This window comes from Methylobacterium sp. 22177, from assembly GCF_052045615.1.
In the GTDB taxonomy this organism is placed as follows: domain Bacteria; phylum Pseudomonadota; class Alphaproteobacteria; order Rhizobiales; family Beijerinckiaceae; genus Methylobacterium; species Methylobacterium radiotolerans.
Window position 1 is genome coordinate 24571 of the sequence record NZ_JBQEPK010000060.1, and the last position, 2879, is coordinate 27449.

The following is a 2879-nucleotide window of genomic DNA, read 5'->3' on the forward strand; positions in this document are numbered from 1 at the left end:
CCCCGCGCAGTGGAGCCCGATCTTCGGGGCACGGGGTGCAACCAAGGCGAACAGCCGTGACGACCCTCAATCCCCCAACCGTTTGGGCGGTGCCGGATCAGGCCCGCACCATCTACGCCCACGCCCGCGAAGCCCCTTTGGGGCGAACCCTGTTCGTGTCAGGCCAGGTCGGGGTCGCTCCCGACGGGCGGATGCGCGCCGAGTTCGCCGAGCAGCTTGGACAGGCGATGGCCAACGTGGAGGCGCTGCTGGCCGCTGCCGGGATGGTGCTTGCCGACTTGAGGAAGGTGACGTTCATCCTGACGCGGACCGACGATCTCTGCACCCTGGAGCGGGTTCGGCAGACTCGCTGGGCTTCGAGCGCGCCGGCCGCAGTGACTGTCCTCGTTGCCGCCGCGCTTGCCCGCGCAGACGCGTTGGTCGAGATCGAGGTTACGGCAGTCCGACACTCCGTGTTCGGCGATCGTGCGGCCGGACTGCTTTGGTGGATTGCCCGGTGGGCGCGAGGCTTTGCGGCTGCCCGCGGCCGTCCGTTGAGCCGCATCAACGAGCAAGGGGACTGGCTGCTGCGCGACCTCGGGCTTGAGCGCTCCGACATCCAGTCGCCAGCCGAACGGCTTGATGAGCTGCGACGCGCGATACCGTTCCAATGAGCCGCGGGGCCTTGCTGGGTCCGCCATGGCGTCTGTGGCTTCCGATACGCGAACGCTATCGGAAGCTAGGACAATGGCTACGTGTTCTCACCAGTGAGCTGGAAGAACAGATACAGGTCAGGCGTGGTTTTCAATTTGCGCTTTGACTCCAACTGCTTACAGCTTCGCCTCGTTTAATCGATAATACCAGTGACTGTACCAGTTGGACGTAGTGCTCAGCGAGCCGCCCTCCGGGCTCGCCGTCGTTCCACTGCGGCTACAGCTTCAGCGCCGTGCGCATCCATCCACGCATCAATGGCTTGGCGCAGCAATTCCTGGATCTGGATCCCCTCGTCGAGGGCTGCTTGCTTGATCTCCTCGTGCCTGAGCGGCTCGACGTAGTAACCAAGGAAACGCTTGCCCTCACGAGAGGTCTTCGCCGGCGTGAGCTCATGGCCCGGCGTTGGAAGCGGTGCGGCCTTTGGCTTCTCTGGAGCCTTCAGTGACTCCGCGACCTGGGCGGCCAGGGACAGGGGGTTAGGCTTAGCCATCACACAGGCACACTCTCAAGTTTGCGTGATCGTGTCTTAGCACGCAAGCCAACCTGTTTGGAAATGTGTTTCCACACAGCTCTTACATCCACGGCGCCCTTCCCCTCTGGCTCGACCTCGATGGCCGTCTGACCGGCATCCGCCGAGCGAGGGAACACCTTCAGATCGTGAATTACGTCCTTGAGAATTGGCATGCCGATCTGGTTCAGCTCGCGCCGGATCCGGGCAGCTTCGCGGTCGCTCCGGTTACCGACTCTGTTTAGGATCACACTTGTTGGCTTGTTGGCCTGTGTGGCAACACGCACTGTGCGGGTGACAGCCTTTAGGTCGAAGAGGGCAACCCCGGTCGGGATGGCCACCGCATCCGCGACAGCCAGGGCGGCATCGACCTCGTCTGTCGCGTTCGGTGGGGTGTCGATCAGCATCAGGTCTAGGCCGAGCCCGCGACCAGCATCAACGATCTGAGCCACGGCGCGGGGCTTGGCGTCCGATACAAACGGCTGTTCCGCGTCACGACGGTCAGACCATTCTGACAGGCTCGACTGTGGGTCGAGATCGATGATGCCGACCTTGTGACCATCCTCGATCGCGGCCGCGGCAAGATTGATCGTCAGGGTCGACTTCCCAACACCGCCTTTCCAGGCGAGTAGCGCCACCACCTTCATCGGTGTGCCTCCATACAGGCAATCCAGGATGGATACCAACAGATGCACAGCTACACGTCCAAAATTGCCTGAACGTCAACAGGTGTATTCTCACCCAGATAAACTTGTGTGGAAGTGTGGCGGGTTGGACCGGCAGGGTTGGTCGCTCCTCGCTCGGGGGTGCGACGGCAACTTGTGCGCTCCCTCGCGCGAAGGCCGTTGCGTTTCATCGCCTAGTTTGATACGTGATACGTACAACGTAGCAATCGGCGATGATTCAGAGTTTCGCGGACAAGGATACGGAGGCGCTCCACCTCCACGATACCTGTCACCGGCAATGGCGTGCCTTCAAGTCCGTCGCCGTGCGCAAGCTCGATATGATCGATGCCGCAGTCGCGTTGGGCGACCTGCGATCACCGCCCGGCAATCAGCTCGAGAAGCTGAGCGGGGATCGCGACGGACAGTGGAGCATCCGCATCAACGACCAGTGGCGCATCTGCTTCAGGTGGGGCGACATCGGACCGGAGAACGTCGAGATCGTGGACTATCACAGAGGATAATCCCATGCCCCGTCTGCGAACGCACCCTGGCGAGGTTCTCCGCGAGGAGTTCATGGCGCCGCTCGGCCTCAGCGCCAACCGCCTCGCAGCTGAGATCGATGTGCCTGCTAACAGGCTAAGCGAGATCGTCCGCGAGCGTCGCGGTGTCACTGCAGATACCGCGCTTCGACTCAGCATTCGGTTTGGGACGACGCCTCAGTTCTGGCTCAACCTTCAGACCGCCCACGACCTCTCGCATGCAGAGGCCGAGACGGATCTCTCGAAGGTGCGGCACTACGAGCCGGTGTGAGCGATCCGGCTGGCTTGGCGCGCCATAGCGTTCAGCGATCCGGACGAAGCCACAACGTTGACTTAGCCGTGCCCGCCAGCCGACATGCGATGTCCGGCTACACATCGCCTCGTGCGAGTCGCCGGCATCATCAGGAGATCACGCCGCCGCAAGTCGACCCCTGAAAAGCCAACGGCCCCCCAGTCGCCAAACTGGAGGGCCGT

General features: G+C 62.6%; 5 protein-coding genes. 3 read left to right on the forward strand and 2 right to left on the reverse strand.

The genetic code is table 11. From position 1 onward, the window contains the following. Window positions 1-56: 56 nt before the first annotated feature. Window positions 57-653 (forward strand): RidA family protein, encoded by a 597-nt coding sequence (locus ACTJK8_RS29380; protein ID WP_440762993.1) that lies wholly within the window; start codon window positions 57-59, stop codon window positions 651-653. Between the two features lie 215 nt (window positions 654-868). Here ACTJK8_RS29380 and ACTJK8_RS29385 read toward each other — a convergent pair whose 3' ends face one another. Beyond that, window positions 869-1183, reverse strand: a complete 315-nt coding sequence (locus ACTJK8_RS29385) for a ribbon-helix-helix domain-containing protein (protein ID WP_440762994.1) — start codon at window positions 1181-1183, stop codon at window positions 869-871. Beyond that, window positions 1183-1848: a nucleotide-binding protein gene (locus ACTJK8_RS29390; protein WP_440762995.1), complete on the reverse strand. Its 666-nt coding sequence runs from the start codon at window positions 1846-1848 to the stop codon at window positions 1183-1185. Before ACTJK8_RS29390 ends, ACTJK8_RS29385 begins: the two co-directional genes overlap by 1 nt. Before the next feature lie 251 nt (window positions 1849-2099). Between ACTJK8_RS29390 and ACTJK8_RS29395 the strand changes: the two genes are divergently transcribed. Continuing rightward, window positions 2100-2387, forward strand: coding sequence for a type II toxin-antitoxin system RelE/ParE family toxin (locus ACTJK8_RS29395; protein WP_012340153.1), 288 nt, complete (start codon window positions 2100-2102; stop codon window positions 2385-2387). Between the two features lie 4 nt (window positions 2388-2391). Continuing rightward, entirely contained in the window at window positions 2392-2676 is a 285-nt protein-coding gene (locus ACTJK8_RS29400) for a HigA family addiction module antitoxin (protein ID WP_440762996.1), read from the forward strand. Window positions 2677-2879: the final 203 nt, after the last annotated feature.

Bases quoted from the DNA above. Each gene is read 5' to 3' on its own strand.
- ACTJK8_RS29385 (WP_440762994.1), bottom strand. From the start codon at position 1,183: ATGGCTAAGCCTAACCCCCTGTCCCTGGCCGCCCAGGTCGCGGAGTCA.
- ACTJK8_RS29390 (WP_440762995.1), bottom strand. From the start codon at position 1,848: ATGAAGGTGGTGGCGCTACTCGCCTGGAAAGGCGGTGTTGGGAAGTCG.
- ACTJK8_RS29395 (WP_012340153.1), top strand. From the start codon at position 2,100: ATGATTCAGAGTTTCGCGGACAAGGATACGGAGGCGCTCCACCTCCAC.
- ACTJK8_RS29400 (WP_440762996.1), top strand. From the start codon at position 2,392: ATGCCCCGTCTGCGAACGCACCCTGGCGAGGTTCTCCGCGAGGAGTTC.